13 protein-coding genes and 1 riboswitch are annotated in these 16,783 nt (G+C 41.1%); of the genes, 9 read left to right on the top strand and 4 right to left on the bottom strand.

Features of this window, described 5'->3' with window-relative positions; genetic code table 11:
- Window positions 1-54: 54 nt before the first annotated feature.
- The gene (locus NIES1031_RS16750) at window positions 55-1,278 is read right to left on the bottom strand and encodes a sensor histidine kinase (protein WP_073550655.1); all 1,224 of its coding nucleotides are present in this window, start codon (window positions 1,276-1,278) and stop codon (window positions 55-57) included.
- 230 nt (window positions 1,279-1,508) lie between these two features.
- A riboswitch (cyclic di-AMP (ydaO/yuaA leader) is annotated at window positions 1,509-1,657 on the top strand.
- Window positions 1,658-1,764: 107 nt separating this feature from the next.
- On the opposite strand from NIES1031_RS16750, the gene ntrB reads away from it, so the two are divergent.
- The 6 genes from ntrB (at window position 1,765) to NIES1031_RS16715 (ending at window position 10,738) form a co-directional block, all read left to right on the top strand.
- Window positions 1,765-2,601, top strand: coding sequence for a nitrate ABC transporter permease (ntrB, locus tag NIES1031_RS16745; RefSeq protein ID WP_218596840.1), 837 nt, complete (start codon window positions 1,765-1,767; stop codon window positions 2,599-2,601).
- A gap of 31 nt (window positions 2,602-2,632) precedes the next feature.
- The gene (locus NIES1031_RS16740; protein ID WP_073550654.1) at window positions 2,633-4,045 is read left to right on the top strand and encodes an ABC transporter substrate-binding protein; all 1,413 of its coding nucleotides are present in this window, start codon (window positions 2,633-2,635) and stop codon (window positions 4,043-4,045) included.
- Between the two features lie 18 nt (window positions 4,046-4,063).
- Window positions 4,064-4,912, top strand: coding sequence for an ABC transporter ATP-binding protein (locus tag NIES1031_RS16735; RefSeq protein WP_073550653.1), 849 nt, complete (start codon window positions 4,064-4,066; stop codon window positions 4,910-4,912).
- 197 nt (window positions 4,913-5,109) lie between these two features.
- On the top strand, window positions 5,110-6,453 hold the full coding sequence (locus NIES1031_RS16730; RefSeq protein ID WP_073550652.1) for an ArsB/NhaD family transporter: 1,344 nt from the start codon (window positions 5,110-5,112) through the stop codon (window positions 6,451-6,453).
- A gap of 70 nt (window positions 6,454-6,523) precedes the next feature.
- Window positions 6,524-9,436, top strand: a complete 2,913-nt coding sequence (polA, locus tag NIES1031_RS16725) for a DNA polymerase I (protein ID WP_407919504.1) — start codon at window positions 6,524-6,526, stop codon at window positions 9,434-9,436.
- Between the two features lie 807 nt (window positions 9,437-10,243).
- Window positions 10,244-10,738, top strand: a complete 495-nt coding sequence (locus NIES1031_RS16715; protein ID WP_073550650.1) for a phosphate-starvation-inducible PsiE family protein — start codon at window positions 10,244-10,246, stop codon at window positions 10,736-10,738.
- A gap of 81 nt (window positions 10,739-10,819) precedes the next feature.
- On the opposite strand, the gene NIES1031_RS16710 is transcribed toward NIES1031_RS16715, so the two are convergent.
- Both NIES1031_RS16710 and NIES1031_RS16705 read right to left on the bottom strand, forming a co-directional pair.
- Window positions 10,820-11,080 carry a LapA family protein gene (locus NIES1031_RS16710; protein ID WP_073550649.1) on the bottom strand — a complete coding sequence of 87 codons (261 nt, stop codon included), beginning with the start codon at window positions 11,078-11,080 and terminating at the stop codon, window positions 10,820-10,822.
- 52 nt (window positions 11,081-11,132) lie between these two features.
- Entirely contained in the window at window positions 11,133-12,572 is a 1,440-nt protein-coding gene (locus tag NIES1031_RS16705) for a phosphoglucomutase/phosphomannomutase family protein (RefSeq protein ID WP_073550648.1), read from the bottom strand.
- Between the two features lie 102 nt (window positions 12,573-12,674).
- Here NIES1031_RS16705 and NIES1031_RS16700 point away from each other — a divergent pair, with 102 nt between their 5' ends.
- On the top strand, window positions 12,675-13,499 hold the full coding sequence (locus NIES1031_RS16700) for a PD-(D/E)XK nuclease family protein (RefSeq protein ID WP_073550647.1): 825 nt from the start codon (window positions 12,675-12,677) through the stop codon (window positions 13,497-13,499).
- Here the strand turns inward: NIES1031_RS16700 and rsmI are convergent.
- Window positions 13,496-14,371 carry a 16S rRNA (cytidine(1402)-2'-O)-methyltransferase gene (gene rsmI / locus NIES1031_RS16695; RefSeq protein WP_073550646.1) on the bottom strand — a complete coding sequence of 292 codons (876 nt, stop codon included), beginning with the start codon at window positions 14,369-14,371 and terminating at the stop codon, window positions 13,496-13,498. The two genes, NIES1031_RS16700 and rsmI, sit on opposite strands and share 4 nt — an antisense overlap.
- Window positions 14,372-14,952: 581 nt before the next feature.
- Between rsmI and NIES1031_RS16690 the strand changes: the two genes are divergently transcribed.
- Entirely contained in the window at window positions 14,953-15,693 is a 741-nt protein-coding gene (locus NIES1031_RS16690) for an S-layer homology domain-containing protein (RefSeq protein ID WP_073550645.1), read from the top strand.
- A gap of 71 nt (window positions 15,694-15,764) precedes the next feature.
- Window positions 15,765-16,646, top strand: a complete 882-nt coding sequence (locus tag NIES1031_RS16685) for a sugar kinase (RefSeq protein ID WP_073550644.1) — start codon at window positions 15,765-15,767, stop codon at window positions 16,644-16,646.
- Window positions 16,647-16,783: the final 137 nt, after the last annotated feature.

Here is a 16,783-nt window from a genome sequence, read left to right as displayed (position 1 = left end):
ATGGGAATGCTTATATCTTGCACATCTTTGCGCAGATTAAAACACTCAACAGTACTATTTTGACGTTGATCTCTGATCCCCGACTTCTGAACTCTCATTTACTTCCATTGGTAAGATTACCGTGAATGTTGAACCGATTCCAAGTTGGGAAACAAGTTTGATTTCGCCTTGCAAAAGTTTAACTAAGCGAGTCACGATTGCGAGTCCTAACCCAGTGCTGTCTGGTAGATGTGATTCTGGAATGTCGCTAACGCGGTAGTAGGGGTCAAAAATTCTTGATTGATCTTCGGGGGCGATACCAATTCCGGTATCGCTGACGGCGATCGCCCATTTGTCTTCTAGTGTATAACATTTGATGGTTATACTTCCTGCGGGGGTGTAACGAATGGCATTGCTTACCAAATTTGTAACAATTTGCTGAAAACGTAACGCGTCTGTGATGACTTGTTTCGGAGCGTTTGCTAAGTCTACAGCGATCTGCAAATTTTTTTCTTGCGCCATCGGTTGTAGCATATCTAGCACATCTTGGATAACGACGCACGTGTCGGTTGGTGCAGGATGAAGTGTCATTTTCCCTGCTTCATACCGCGATATTTCTAGCGCATCATTAATTAGGCGCAGCAAATGTCTACCATTGCGCAATACGCGTTCGATATGTTCAATGTTTTTATAGTTATCTTTGACTTCGGTTTTGTTTTGTAGGCGGATAAATAAATCGGAATAACCAATGATTGAGGTTAAAGGATTTTTGAGTTCATGGGCAAGGTGTGAGAAGTTTTCTTGATTTGCCCGAATTAAGCGTGTCAGTTCTTGATTGTGTAGTGTTAACTGCGATTGGAGTTGCTGTAATTCGCGTAGGCGCTCATCTACATAACTTTGAAAACAACGCGCGATCGCATCATCGACAACTGCATCTATGAGGCGAAAAACTCGAATAACTTCTGTTGACAAGACTTGCTGTAAATCTGGTTCTAATGCTGAGAAAATTGCTCGTCTTAGTAAACGATACTCGCGGGCAATTTCCAGTGGGTCAAAACCTTCTTCCGCACGGTGAATGCCGTGTACTAAACTTGCCTCAATTAGGGTTTGAAGATCATCCTCTGTCGTTTTTGATAGCACTGTAGCCATAGCTTTGAGGACATAAGGTACGTGATTGCGTATTGCTGTGTAGCACATACCTTCAGTACTTTCAATCTGCCGATCTCGGCGTACAGCTTCTACCCAGTTTTCAATGATTGTGTCACTTTTATCAAGCAATATCTGGCTAAAATCAAACATTTTGGCAGTATTTAGAACAGCACGAAGCAAGTCTACTTGTCTTAACTTAGTGTAATTGTGAAGCGATCGCCCACTGAATTATTGACGCGAGCCTGATTCATGCTTTGTGGCAATCGTACAGCGCAGTGCTAGAAGCGATCGCAACTTTATAAAGTTCACCCTGAAAATCCTTAAGACGTAACGAATCTTGATATTGTGGCACCCCTGTGCTATGGTAGTAAAAATTATCATGAGTAAGTCAGCCTAATCTAGACTTTTGCCTTGTAAGGAAAGTCTAGAGCGGAGGAACCAAAGTTTTGGGGCGTATCTGTTAAGTGCAGAGGGATAACTCTCTATCCTAGCCCGTCAGCTAACTTCGTAGGCATTGAGAGGAGACTGAAGAGTTAGCATTCCTATTACTACTAATAGTTTGCTCTCGTCAGTATTCCTAGGTAGTAAAGCACATAGTTTTTTGTGCCTGCTTTTAATCCTGAGGGGAGTTTAATAGTGTTTAACCTGATTGCTGTTTTAGCAGTTGCAGGACAGAGTACCTGGAAAAAAGTACGACCTATTGTAGTGCGGGATGCTGTTCTACTTCCTGCTGCTGGTTTCTTAGGAGTGATTATTCTGTGGTGGTTTATTGCCACTTTCTTAACCAACTTAATGCCTACCCCAGTTGAGGCACTCATTGCCAATTTAGACTACATTTTGAACCCATTTTACCGACGGGGACCTGGAAATTTAGGACTTGGTTGGTTATTACTGGCAAGTTTAAGACGGGTATTAATTGGTTTTGGACTAGGTGCTTTAGTCGCCATACCGATTGGTTTTCTGATTGGGATGTCTAAACAAGCCTTGCTAGCCCTCAATCCTTTAATTCAAATTTTCAAACCTGTATCGCCACTCGCATGGCTACCTATTTCGCTTGCTATCTTTAATTTAGCCGATCCCTCTGCTATTTTTGTCATCTTCATCACTTCACTATGGCCCACAATTATCAATACAGCTTTGGGAGTTTCTAGCGTTAATAAAGACTATATCGATGTAGCGCGAGTGCTGGAAATGCCGCGTTGGCGACAGATTACCAAAATTATCTTACCTGCGAGTTTACCTTACATTTTTACAGGTTTAAGAATCAGTCTCGGCATTGCATGGCTCGTAATTGTTGCAGTAGAAATGCTTACAGGTGGTGTTGGTATTGGCTTTTTTGTTTGGGATGAATGGAGTCGCCTCAATTTAAGTTCAGTCTTCCTAGCTGTATTAGTTATTGGCTTAACAGGATTGGTGCTTGATTATGCTGTGGGCAATATTCAGGAATTGGTAACGCATCGCCCGAAAAGTTAAGAACTATTAATATTGACTACTAATTGCTGATATGAATTATACCGACAAGAACTATTGGAGTCGGCGAAGCTTTCTCTTAGGAATGGGTGCGACAGCAGGTAGTGCGGCATTATCTGCGTGTGCTATTAATGCTAATCGCGCACCTCAAGGACTATCTACTGCTGCTTTGGCAGTGGAACAAGTCGTCGATCCACAAACATTAGAAAAACCTAACCTTACTGTAGGATACGTCCCTGTCAATGATTGTGCACCGTTTGCGGTGGCATGGGAAAAAGGGTTTTTTCGCAAATATGGTTTAAATGTCACACTTAGTCGTGAGGCAAGCTGGGGTACATCTCGCGATGGCATTATTTTTGGTCGCCTTGATGCTTCTCCTGTGGTATGTGGCGCTGTCACAAATGCCCGTATAGGTGCAGAAGGTGCGCGTCATGCACCCTTGTGTGCTGCGATGACAATTCACCGTCACGGTAACGCAATGACGATGAATCAAGCAATGTGGGAATCAGGCTTGCGTCCTTGGCAGGAGTATAACCGTAATTTAGCTGAGTTTGGGCAAGATTTTCGTCGCTATTTTCAGAATTTGCCAGCAGAACAAAAAGTTTGGGCTGTTGTACTGAGTTCGGCAATTTATGAGTACTTTGTGCGTTATTTAGCCGCAGCAGCAGGAGTCGATCCCGACGCAGAGTTTCGCATCATTATTGTTCCTCCGCCACAGATGGTAGTCAATATGCGGATTGGTGCGATGCAAGCTTATATGGTGGCAGAACCTTGGAATACACGGGCAATTACTGGAAATGAAGGTATTGGCTTTACTTTTGCCCAAGGAAAAGAGATTTGGCAAGGACACCCAGACAGACTGCTAGCTGTGATGGAGTCCTTCATCGAGGAAAATCCTAAGACTTATCGATCGCTTGTCAAAGCTATGATCGAAGCCTGTCAGTATTGCAGCAATCCTAACAATCGAGAAGAAGTTGCCGAAATTATTACAAATAAGTCTTTTACTGGTGCCAAGCTGAATTTAACTCGCGCAGCAATTGTCGGCGAATACAATTACGGCGGTTTTGATAACCAAAAAAGAATTGCGCGATCGCCTGATACAACTATTTTCTTTGATTTACCGCCGAACCTTGCTCAAATTCCCAACGATCACTCAACTTTCATGTGGCAATCAGAAAGCATTTGGTTGATGACGCAAGCAGCACGTTGGGGACAAATCAAATCAATTCCTCAAAATGCTGAAGAAGTAGCGCGAAAAGCATGGAGGACAGATCTTTACCGTGAAATTGCCGCAGAAATGGGCATTAAGTGTCCCAAAGATGATTTCAAAATTGTACCTGCTGCCAAGTTCATTGATAATAATGCTTTTGACCCCAGCGATCCAGTAGGGTATCTCAATAGTTTTGAAATCCGCGCTAATCGTCCTAAATCTTTCTTTTTATCTTAAAAGCAATTACTCATTTTTATGGAGGTTTTTCAGGTGAAATCTACTTCTTATCAGACTGATCATCGCGAAGAAAACTTCAGTCACAGCGGTTTTTTAGAAGTTGAAAACTTAGTCAAATCTTACCCTACTGACCGAGGTGAATTTGTTGTTTTGGATGGTATCAATTTAACTATCAACGAAGATGAATTTATTTCTGTAATTGGTCACTCAGGTTGTGGTAAATCCACGCTTCTTAAAATTGTCGCTGGTTTAGAAAAGTCTACTTATGGTTCTGTACGTCTCGATGGTAGAGAAATACACAAACCTGGTGCTGAGCGAATGATGGTATTTCAGCAGTATTCGTTGCTACCGTGGCTAACAGTCCGAGAAAATATTCGCTTGGCTGTAGATGAAGTTTTAAAAAAGGCTTCACATGCTGAAAAAATTAGCATAGTCAATGAACATCTAGCGATGGTCAATTTGACAGCAGCAGCTGACAAATATCCTGATGAGATCTCTGGGGGTATGAAACAGCGTGTTGGAATTGCTAGGGCTTTAGCAACTCGCCCAAAAATGTTACTTATGGATGAACCTTTTGGGGCGTTGGATGCTTTAACACGTGGTAAGCTGCAACGTCAGGTATTAGATATTTGGGAACACAATCGACAAGCTGTGTTGATGATTACCCATGATGTTGATGAAGCAATTTATATGTCAGATCGAATTGTTTTAATGACTAATGGACCAGCTGCTAAAATTGGGGAAATTATCGATGTACCCTTTTCTCACCCGCGCGATCGCGTTGCTATGCGTAACTCCAAAGAATATTACGAGATCCGTAATCACGCACTCAACTTCCTAGAACGCTATTTTTCTCAAGACGAATAAGATAGCACTGTTACATAGATTGTAAATTCTCTTTTCTTCATGTACTTTGAGTGTTTTGTAGTTTGTTTCCCAAAAAATCTATCCGAAAATCATGATAATTTGATACAACATATAAGCAGCTAAACTCTATTTAGACGATACTTGAATTTAGTTTTTCCTAACATTTCTGTTATACTTAATTTACCTGAGACAAGGCGATGGCAAGCTGGCAAGCAATCTTTAGCTCAATAATATTTATTAGTGTAATTGTCTTAATTATGACAGAAAAAATGCACCTAACTATTGCAGCGTTTTTAGGTGCACTGCTGCTAGTTTTTGCCAACATCATGACATTGGCAGAAGCTGTTACTTATATTGCCAGAAGCTACTCAACACTAGCATTATTTTTTGGAGTAATGGTATTAGTCAGAGCTTTTGAACCAACAAAAGTGTTTGACTATCTCGCTACTCAAATAGTTATCTTAGCTAAAGGACAAGGTAAACGCCTTTTACTCGGAATCGTTGCAATTACAACTCCTATTTGTGCAGTATTACCGAATGCTACGACAGTGATGCTATTAGCACCGCTGATTCCTCCAATTGCTGAGGATGTAGGAGTTAATTTTGTTCCTTTGTTGATTTTGATGGTATTTGTTGCGAATAGTGCGGGTTTATTAACGTTGGTAGGAGATCCAGCAACATTTATTGTTGGCGATGCGGTGAATATTAGCTTTATGGCTTACTTAGGACGGTTGAGCTTAGGAGGAATTATTGCAGTAGGAGCAATTGTATTCATGCTACCTTATTTATTTCCTAAAATTTGGCGGAAAAAGTTGGATAGCTTAGAGCAGTTACCGCATCCTCAGATTAATCATCCCCGCGTTTTAACTTTAGGAATTGTCCTTATAGCCTTTGTACTACTATTCTTTGCTATAGGAGAAATGCTGCCAATTCCAATTTCGCCTGCGGCAGTAGCATTATTGGGAGCCGCGTTAGCTTTACTCCTTTCGCATCATAGCAAAATCGAGACAGTTAATCATATTTTAAGGGACGTAGATTGGAGTACTTTGATATTTTTTATGTGTATATTTGTCATAATTGGAGGCTTAGAAAAAACAGGTGTTGTTAGTAGTATATCTGGAATTTTTGCGTATATTTTAGGGAGAAATATTACTTTGGGTTCACTGGTTTTATTATTTTTAGTAGGGATTTTATCGAGTGTAGTCCCAAATATTCCGCTAGTTGTTGCAATGGTGCCATTGCTTAAAGAATATGTCGTTAATGTAGGATTAGCAACACCAGAAATATTACAGCCAGGCTTTCATGGTGAGTTACCGCCTGAAGTTTTGCCATTATTTTATGCGATGATGTTTGGTGCGACGCTCGGTGGAAATGGGACATTAGTTGGGGCTTCTTCTAATATCGTTGCAGCAGGAATTGCAGAACAGCATGGACGACGCATTTCATTTCATACTTTTTTGCATTATGGTATTCCAGTGATGATTGTGCAGTTGATCGCGGCTGCATTATTTATTTCGATTCGCTTTTTGCTTTTTGGATAAGTTACCTACGCTGCATACAATAAGCTTGAAAAGCTAGAATGGTAGTATGTCTCAAGCTTTTACCTCTACTGTGGCTTCATCTTCTTTGCGCCCAACATTTATCCTTGTAGATGGGCATTCGCTGGCTTTTCGTTCTTATTTTGCATTTGCTAAAGGGCGTGATGGTGGTTTGCGCACAACAACGGGAATTCCGACAAGCGTGTGTTTTGGCTTTCTCAAGGCGTTACTAGAAGTCATGGCGGCGGAAAAGCCGGAAGCAATGGCGATCGCATTCGATCTCGGATTACCAACTTTTCGTCACGAAGCCGACGATACGTATAAAGCAGATCGCCCAGGGACGCCCGAAGACTTTGTTCCCGATCTCAAGAACCTCCACGAATTACTCGATGGCTTGAACTTACCCATTATCACTGCACCAGGCTACGAAGCCGACGATGTGCTAGGAACACTCGCCCAAAAAGCAAGCGCAGCGGGGTATCAAGTAAAGATTTTAACCGGCGATCGCGATTTATTTCAACTTGTCGATCCGCAAAAAGATATTAGCGTTCTCTATCTTAGTTCCGAAGCATTGAAGCGTTCTTCTCCAGGAATTAACGAATTTCAAACTGAACAAGTTAAAGAAAAGATGGGAGTATTACCATCACAAATTGTCGATTTGAAAGCACTTTGTGGCGATAAATCTGATAATATTCCTGGCGTTAAGGGTATTGGTGAAAAAACTGCAATTCAGCTACTCAATCAATACACGTCGCTTGAGCAAATTTATGATTCTTTGAGTGAAATCAAAGGCGCAACGCAAAAGAAACTAGAAGCAGGGAAACAAGACGCAGAAAAATCTCGCTATTTAGCAACAATTGTTGTTGATGTACCACTAGATATTGATTTAGAAGCAGCAAAATTAACAGGTTTTGATACAACAACTGTTAAACATATCTTAGAAAAATTAGAATTTAAATCTTTTCTTGGTAAAGTTAACGAACTACAGCAACAGTTTGGTGGGACAATTCCAGAAGACGAATCAGAAGATACACCCGACTCAAACTTCATTACAGTACCAACATTTGAGAGTGATGATTTGTGGTTCTTTAGTGCGGAGGATACTGAAGCAAGTCAAGAACAACCGTTTACTAAAATCGCTCCACAAATCATTGATACGCCTGCAAAATTAACTAAATTAGTAAAACAATTACAAAGACATACCAACACAAAAACACCTGTTGCTTGGGATACAGAAACAACAGATCTCGAACCACGCGATGCGCAACTTGTAGGAATTGGTTGCTGCTGGGGAAGCGAACTCGATGCGATCGCATATATTCCCCTGGGTCACACAGCAGGAGATAATTTGGATACTGCAACGGTACTATCAGCATTGCGCCCGATTTTAGAAAGCGCAGAATATCCGAAAGCGTTGCAAAACGCTAAATTTGACAGGCTAGTATTGCGGTGTCAGGGAATTCATCTTAGAGGTGTCGTGTTCGATCCGATGCTAGCAAGCTATGTTTTAGATCCTGATACGAGTCATAATTTGAGCGATCTAGCGCAGCGCTATTTGGGTTTGACATCAAAAAGCTATGCTGAGTTAGTACCGAAAGGAAAAAATATTGCAGATTTAGACATTCCTACTGTTGCCGACTACTGCGGTATGGATGTTTATGCAACTTATGGATTAGTACCAAAGCTACGCGCAGAACTAGATAAAATTCCAGCATTACACAAGTTATTACTCGAAGTCGAACAGCCGCTTGAACCTGTTTTAGCCGAGATGGAGTACACAGGAATTCACATCAATACGGCGTATCTACAAGATTTTTCTAAACAACTTGATAAAGACTTAGCAGCAATTGAAGAACAAATTTATGCAGTTGCTGAAGAGAAGTTTAACTTAGGTTCGCCAAAAAAGTTAGGTGAACTGTTATTTGATAAGTTGAATTTAGACCGGAGAAAGTCAAGAAAAATTCAAACAGGTTATTCAACCGATGCAGCAACATTAGAAAAGTTACGCGACGATCATCCGATAGTAGAAGCGATTTTAGAGTATCGTACTTTATCTAAATTAAAGTCAACGTATGTTGATGCGCTACCTGCATTAGTGCGCCCAGATACACAGCGAGTGCATACAAGTTTCAATCAAACTGCAACTTCAACAGGGCGATTATCTTCTTCTAACCCAAACTTACAAAATATTCCGATTCGTACAGCCTTTAGTCGGCAAATTCGCAAAGCATTTATTCCTGAATCCGGGTGGATATTAGTAGCAGCGGATTATTCGCAAATTGAGTTACGAATTCTCGCACATTTGTCGCAAGAACCTATCTTAGTAAAAGCGTATCAAAATAATGAAGATATTCATACTGTAACCGCGCGATTACTGTTTGAAAAAGATGCGGTAACTTCTGAAGAACGCCGCTTAGCTAAAACAATTAACTTCGGTGTCATTTATGGTATGGGGGCGCAGCGATTTGCTAGAGAAACAAAGATGAAAGCTGCGGATGGTAAGGTGTTTATTGAAAGATTTAACCAACAATATCCGTTAGTCTTTGAATACTTGCGGCGGATGGAACAAGAAGCCATAGCCTATGGGTATGTACAGACAATTTTAGGACGACGACGGTATTTTAATTTCACAAGCGATCGCCTGCGGAAGTTACGCAATCTCAAGCCTGAAGACATCAACCTCGACGAAATTCGCGGTTTAACAGCAAATGATGCGGGGTTACTCCGCGCGGCGGCTAATGCACCGATTCAAGGTTCGAGTGCAGATATTATTAAAATTGCGATGGTGCAACTGCACGAACTATTGCAAAATTACCAAGCGCGATTGCTACTGCAAGTTCATGATGAATTGGTGTTTGAAGTTCCGCAAGACGAGTGGGAAGAATTACAGCCAAAAATTCGCTCAACAATGGAATCTGCGGTGTCGTTAAGTGTACCGTTACTTGTCGAAGTGCGTGCGGGTGAAAACTGGATGGATGTTAAGTAGTTTAACCCTCTTTAATAAAATTCAACTAATACCTATTTCTTACTTTATACATCTGGACGTCTCAAAGCCTTATTCTCCAAGAAATATTCTAAGTCTTCTCTAGCTTCGCTTATTTCTGGAGTAATCTTACCGTATAGGAGACTCTTTAACTCTCTAGAATCAAAAGTTTCTATGTTGTCTGATTTTAATAGAGATTGCATTTTCTGCTAAATGTCAGTGTCAAATACCAGCTTAGTAATCTTTTGCATATGCTCAAATAATATCATTTCATTGATTTTTTTTGAAAATACCTTGCTTGCTAGATATCTCTATATTTAATTCTTTATTGTTATCGAGCCAGTTTCGAAACAAAAAGACTATACACTATATGACTTGCTAGCTCAAATTATTGAGCCGAGTCAGGAAGTTTGTTGGGGTAAATCAGAAGCAAATGAGGTGTGGTAGATTACATCCCACAGCGCGGTCATTGTAATAGGAGTGGTGATTGTTGATCAATTGCGCTCACTAGGTTAATCGCGCTAGACGTGCTGAGTTGATTGGTGAATGTCCAGGCGGCTTACTTCAAGAGGTATTACGTCACATTAAGCCCATATTATTTTAGTGCCAACATCTAAAGGCTTAGCGGTCAAACCGCTTTTTACAACCTGATTTTATAAGTCCACGCACCATCTGGACTTCTTTTATCTAGCTGCGACCGAAGTTGCTAGGCTAATTTATGTGATAATAAATTTAAATACCAAAAACACAAATCTATAAGTTAATCTAAGCATAATCTCCCAACAACACCACACGCAGGAGGAAGTTTAGATGCAGCAGCCGTTGAAGTCCCCGTTAAATTGGTACGAAGCGTTGAATCGGAATCTGCTTGTGCGTAGCTTAGAAACAATTCAAGACTTGATTGTCGTTTCGCTGTGCATTGGGTTATTCTGCGCGATGGTGATTCAGTTGAGGGGTATATTTTATTTAATGTTGCCACCGCTCAACTTCCACGAAGTCACCGCAGATATTTTGTTTTTGCTGATTATGGTGGAGTTGTTTCGCCTGTTGATTATTTATTTGCAAGAACAGCGTGTATCCATTGGCGTTGCTGTAGAAGTATCGATTGTCTCAGTACTGCGTGAAGTGATTGTGCGGGGAGTTTTGGAAGTTCCTTGGAATCAAATGCTTGCAGCGTGTGCTTTCTTACTTGTTTTAGCTGCGTTGTTAATCGTACGAGTTTGGATTCCACCAACTTTTGAAGGTATTGACCCTGAACAGCGATATGTCAAACACTATCAAGGGGAGAATAAAGCTAGTGGTTAGTGGCTAGTGGGAGGTGTGGGGAGTGTAGGAGAGACTAAAATACTATTTTTCCCTCATACCCTACTACGCTTTTGCACCTGTTCACTCATCGACGAAAAACTCATTATCTGATTGAAGACTATTTCTTCTCGAACCAGCGATCCAGATTGGTTGAGTCAATGCCATAGCTAGCATACCCAAAGCGGCACTAAACGCTAGTACCAACCCTACCGGAAGTTGAATTGATTGAAATGTCACAAATCGCAAAGAAACTGGGGTGGCGTTTTGTACGGAAATAATTGCGATCGCCACTACCCAGCCTGCAAGAATTACAATCGTGAGCAAATTAGCAAGAGTTCTCATAGAAGCAATTAGCTATGAGGAATCCTTTCTAGTTTATCGTTAATCGCCAGGTCTAGACCGTTACAGGTTCGAGGTGATTAATTGTTTGTTCCATTTGAGTTGCGATTTGATTGAGTTTATCTGCTGAAGTTGCTTCGATGTAAACGCGCATCAGTGGTTCAGTACCCGATGGACGTAATAGTATCCAGCTACCCTCTTCGAGGTAAAGCTTAACGCCATCTTTGCGACCAACTTCTTTAACTTTAATTCCAGCAACGTTTGCGGGTGGGTTGTTCGTAAACGAATCGATGACAGCAGCTTTGTGCGCGTCGTTGAGATGTAAATCTAAGCGCTTGTTCGATAATGGTCCATTAGCCTCACTAATTGCTTCTTCGACTAACTGACTTAAAGGTTTTCCTTCGTAGGCGATCGCTTCTGCAACTAACATATCGGCTAAAATTCCGTCTTTTTCGGGAATATGTCCAATGACGCTTAAACCGCCTGACTCTTCGCCACCAATTAACACGGTAGTTTCGCGCATTTTTTCCCCGATGTATTTGAAGCCTACGGGAGTTTCATAAATTTCTAAGCCGTAACTTGCAGCGATGTTATCAAGTAAATGCGTTGTCGCAACAGTACGCACGATCGCGCCTGATTTACCGCGATTTTTGACTAAATGACGCGCAAGTAACAGTAAAACTGTATTTGGTGTCAAAACGTTGCCTTGTTCGTCTACAACTCCAAAGCGATCGCCATCCCCATCTGTAGCTAAGCCCAAGTCGGCTTGATCTTTTTTCACAGCCTCAACTAACTCAACGAGTTGTTCGCCTTTGGGTTCAGGCATTCCGCCGCCGAAAAGTACATCGCGCTGTGCATGAAAAGTTTCTAACTCACAACCGCAGTGTTCTAAAACGGTGTCTAAATAACCGCGCGATGTCGAATACAGCGCGTCGTATTTGACTTTTAACTTAGCGTTACGAATCTTCTCAACATCGATGAGCGTGTAAAGAAACTTAAGATATTCGGGCTTGGGATCGAAAGTTGAAATTTTATCTTTCCAATTACCACTGACAGGTGCATCGTCTGCACCGGAGATATTTGCCACAATAGTATCAGTAATCTCAGGAGTGGCAGGACCAGCGTAATCAGGAATATACTTAATCCCACAATAGGGTGCCGGATTATGACTGGCAGTGAACATCAATGCACCAGCACTATTTAAGTGACGGGCGTTGTAAGCAATTACTGGGGTGGGACAATCCCGATCAGTAATTTTCACACTCCAACCCTCTGCTGCTAAAACCTCAGCAGCAGTTTGGGCAAACTCGTCAGCGAGAAAGCGAGTATCGTAGGCAATAAGAACCGGTTGGTTTTTGTTGTAGGCGGTTTCCAGGTATCTGGCGATCGCCCGCGTTACTTTCCGTACGTTGGGGAAGGTAAAGTCATCAGCAATAATACCTCTCCATCCATCGGTGCCAAACTTGATCTTGCTGGAATTGTTACTAGCGCTCATTTTTTGCCACTCCCTGTCGTTCATCATTAATAGTACAAGAAGCTTATTGTTTCTCACGTGTCACAGTAACTTTTGTTGCTTCCCTTACTGAACCGCCAGACAATGCTAAACTCTGGGCGACCCTTTGCCAGCTACCACCTTTGGTCTTTATTTGCCCCAGCGACAGGGCAAGAAAGATGGCATTGTCAAATGAAGCGGGGTTTCATCAAAGCGCGGCAAAAAGAACCGTTAATCAAATCACTCTTAGCTAAAGTTAGTCCACCACAACGAATTGGTTTACTTGCACAAAAGGGCGTTTACGAATTTCATCATCATCGTCAATGGTTAACTCAGCCTGATGGTGTCGAACAAGTTGCCCAACTGCTAAAACTGAGTAAATCAAGTATTGAGATTCAGCAACGCGTTATTCAAATTCTCAAAAACTACTATCATCGTCCAGTTTTACTTGGAAAACATATTATTCAACTCACCAGCGGTGATGAAGGATTTCCGCAGCCAATAGTGATTCATCAAAAAAATTATCAATTCCGGCTGTATGCCACAATGGATTGCGTGTTTATCGAAGCTGATAAAATTTTGCACATTCTCGATTTTAAAACGGGTAGATCGGCTTTTGATGAGCGTCAGGCGCTTGTGTACTTACTCGCAGCGCGCTATCTGTATCCCGATTATCAGGCTGTTGCTTCATTCTACAACTTAGAACGGTGTAAAAACTCTGCGCTAATCAGCGTGACTTCTAAACAACTCGACGCTGTAGAAGATCAATTAGCACAAGTGGCGCTCAAGCATCAGCAAGATATGCACCATTATCAACAAAATCCTCACAATTTCAGTAAAATTTTTCCGCCAAATCCTGGCAATCACTGCCGTTATTGTCCATTTAGTAGTATTTGTGAATTTTCCGACGCCAAGCACTCTAAATCTTAATCGCTGTCATCTGCCGAAGAAGATAAATTTGGTAGCGCCAAAGCGATTTGGTAAATTTGACTGCGCGAAAGCGAAATTTCTTTTGCTAACTGACGACTCGCTTGCGATCGCGATATCCCCTGAGCCATGATTTTTTGTAACTCCGCTTTAATTTCTGCTTCAGTTAAATGGAGTTTTCTTGGTGGAACCCCCGCTACAACAAGTGTGTATTCGCCTTGCGGTTCGCGTTGGTTGTAGTGCGCGATCGCATCTGCAATACTTCCCCGCCAAAATTCTTCATAGAATTTAGTTAACTCGCGCGCTAAGACAATTTGCCGATCTTGTCCAAAACAGTTCGCGAAATCTTGCAGCGTCTGTCGCAAGCGATGCGGCGATTCATAAAAAATCATTGTCCGTGATTCGGTTTCTAAAGCTTCTTGGCGCTGCTGGCGTTCTTTTCCTTTAGCGGGCAAAAAACCTTCAAACACAAATCGATCTGTCGGTAATCCTGCTGCACACAATGCGGTAATCACTGCACTCGCACCAGGAATAGGGACAATGGAAATATTTGCAGCAATACACGCCTTCACCAGTTCATAACCAGGATCGGAAATTCCAGGCATTCCCGCATCTGTTACAAGAGCGATCGCTTTTCCTTCACTCAACTTCTGCACCAATTCAGGAACGCGACTGTGACGATTGTGTTCGTGATAACTTAGCTGCGGTGTCGCAATTTGAAAATGTTGTAGCAACTTTCCCGTATGTCTTGTATCTTCTGCGGCAATTAAGTCCACTGATTGCAAAATGCGCACGGCGCGGAATGTGATATCTTCCAAATTACCAATAGGCGTTCCCACTACATAAAGTATTCCGGTTTCTGCTGCCGTCTGCATTGTGTTTCTAGGATTAAAGGTAGTACCTGTTAGAATAATCAGAATAACTTTTATATATAGCAATCCTATTTGAGTTGTAAATTTTTTTTAAACGAGCCACTTTCCCCGAAGGGGTTGCCGTTAGGCTAGGACGCAAAGTACGCAAAGGAAAGAGTTGGAGTGGGATTTTCATAAATCATTTGAGATTACTATAGTGAATTTACTGATAATATTATTGAACAATAATTGCGGGTAAAGCATTTTTTCCGTAAAATCTCGCTAGAAACATCACAACCATTAGCAATAAGCTCATGGTCATTGTATGACTTTTGCTCTAATCAACTATCTTTTGGTGTAATCAGCCTTTTTGTCTAAAAATTAAGTAAATTAACATAACATTCCTCCAAAATTTTGTAATATTTATTTGATTAAGTTATTAATGTATAATATTATTTTCGTCGAATTAGCAGTTTAAATTAATTTAATAAAATATCCCAGTTTATATGAATTTTTGATAAAAAAGATTGTTATACACAAATATAAGAAACTCATTTACTTATACATAAATCAAAAAATATATAGTTTAAGGATAAAAGCATTCAATGTTTATCAAACATCGCTCCTTACCTGCCTTATTAGTTGGGCTAGGAGTAATAACGAGTGGATTCACCCTGATATCACAAAAACCTGCTGTAGCTCAGTATCCTAACCAATATCCCTTGTTTTACGATCTCCAGGAAAATTGGGCAAATTCCTGTATTGTCAAATTAGCCAATCAAGGAATTATTAATGGTTATCCAGATGGTAGCTTTCGCCCAATGATGTACATTAATCGAGCAGAATTTGCAGCAATAGTAGGTAAGGCTTTTCCGCAAATTCCTCGGACACGCAGGCGAGTAGAATTTAGAGATGTTCATGTATATGACTGGGCATATAACCATATAGCAGAAGCGTATCAAAGAAACTTTTTATCAGGTTATCCAGGAAGAGTTTTCAAACCTAATCAAAGAATTACTCGTTCGCAAGTTTTAGTTGCTTTAGCGAGTGGATTAAATTATTCTCCTAGTAGAAACGTTGCCTCTACATTAAAAACAAATTTTGCAGATGCTAATAAAATTCCTCGGTATGCTCAAAGCAAAATAGCAGCAGCAACCGAAAGAAGTATTGTTGTTAATTACCCTGATGTGAGGTTTTTACATCCTAATAAGCAAGCAACACGCGCAGAAGTAGCGGCCTTTCTGTGTCAAGCTTTAGCAACTCCCAACGAAGCATCTGTGATTCCACAGCAATATATTGTGAATAATCCAATGTTTTTAACGGCTCAGAAATCTTTTGCGCACTGAGCTACGGTACACTAAAAAAATGTTCAATTTTTTCGCGTGCTTCGTGCCTAGCGTTAGGCTAACATAACTCAATGCGGGAATCCAAATTAGGGTTGTTTGTTGGATTAATCACGATAGATTTCATCTATCTAGCAAAATCTGTTCCCCGTAATAATCAAAAAATAGTAGCAACTAACTATACCGTAACGGCTGGCGGTCCTGCGACAAATGCTGCGATTGCATTCAGTTATTGGAATCGAGCAAAATTACTCGGTGTAGTAGGTTCGCATCCAATACGAAATTTGATTGTGGCAGATTTAGATACTTACCATGTCACACTACAAGATCTCAATCCTACACAAGTAGACCCGCCGCCAGTATCCTCAATTATTGTTACAGAAGCAACAGGAGAAAGGGCTGTCGTTTCCATAAACGCGGTGAACACTCAAGTAAAGGGCGATCGCCTCCCTGAAGATATTTTACAAGAAGTAGATATTGTTTTAATTGACGGGCATCAAATGACAGTTGGAAGTGCGATCGCACGTCAAGCCAAAGAAAATAATATCCCTGTTGTCATTGATGGTGGAAGTTGGAAGCCTGGATTTGAAGAAGTCTTACCCTTTGTAGATTATGCTGTATGTTCGGCAAATTTTCATCCACCAGGCTGCAACACTACAACAGAAGTACTTGCTTATCTTACAAGTGTTGGTATTCCTTACATTGCCATCACTCAGGGAGAAAACCCAATTCAATATCAAGCGAATGGTAAGTATAATACTGTTGCAGTTCCCCAAGTCGAAGCTGTTGACACCCTAGGCGCTGGTGATATTTTTCACGGTGCTTTTTGTAACTATATTTTGCAAACGAGTTTTCCTGATGCTTTAGCCGCTGCTGCGGGTGTTGCTGCTGCTTCTTGCCAGTTTTTTGGTACAAGGCGCTGGATGGATGCAACAATAAAGATAATCTTCGACTGAAGTCGAGGCTATTCAAACAAAGCGTGCCTGCGTACACTCAAGAGCAAAAGTCTTGTTATTGATTCCACGGGGTTGCAATTAGAGTGTCTAGCAGCGAATTCATTCGCCAAGCTTATAAATAATCAACGTGTTTAAGT

This window comes from Chroogloeocystis siderophila 5.2 s.c.1, from assembly GCF_001904655.1.
Lineage (GTDB): Bacteria > Cyanobacteriota > Cyanobacteriia > Cyanobacteriales > Chroococcidiopsidaceae > Chroogloeocystis > Chroogloeocystis siderophila.
This window is presented reverse-complemented; position numbering and strand designations above follow the sequence as displayed.